Source organism: Vibrio sp. 378, from assembly GCF_033339435.1.
Map to the genome: position 1 here is coordinate 1 of NZ_JAWOUO010000722.1, position 627 is coordinate 627.

The 627-nt window shown below is 47.0% G+C and carries 1 pseudogene; it reads right to left on the reverse strand.

Annotated features, from left to right (window positions below):
- Positions 1 to 627: pseudogene (locus R7Q48_RS28490) on the reverse strand (DNA-directed RNA polymerase subunit beta'); the annotation flags it as partial.

Consider the following 627-nt stretch of genomic DNA (forward strand, 5'->3'; position numbering starts at 1 on the left):
CAGTCGCTAGAGACGCTTTAGTGATACCTAGAAGTTCACGTTCAAAACGTGCAGGCTCTTTGCCTTCAGCTTCTAGGTTACGGTTAGCAATCTTAACTTGTGAGTATTCAACTTGCTCGCCAGGTAGGAACTCAGAGTCACCAGCGTGAGTAATTGTACACTTACGTAGCATTTGACGAACGATAGTCTCGATGTGCTTATCGTTAATCTTAACGCCTTGTAGACGGTAAACTTCTTGTACTTCGTTAGCGATGTACTGAGTTACTGCGTGTACGCCACGTAGACGTAGGATGTCATGTGGAGACTCTGGACCATCAGCGATTACATCACCACGTTCAACGCGCTCACCTTCGAACACGTTAAGCTGACGATGCTTAGGAATCATCTCTTCGTAAACTTCACCGCTATCACGTGTGATAACTAGACGACGCTTACCTTTGGTCTCTTTACCGAAGCTAACTGTACCTGTGTGTTCAGCAAGAATCGCAGGCTCTTTAGGCTTACGAGCTTCGAACAAGTCAGCAACGCGTGGAAGACCACCGGTGATATCTTTGTTACCGCCAGACTTCTGAGGAATACGTGCTAGCGTATCACCCACACCTACTTCTGCGCCGTCTTCAATGTTCA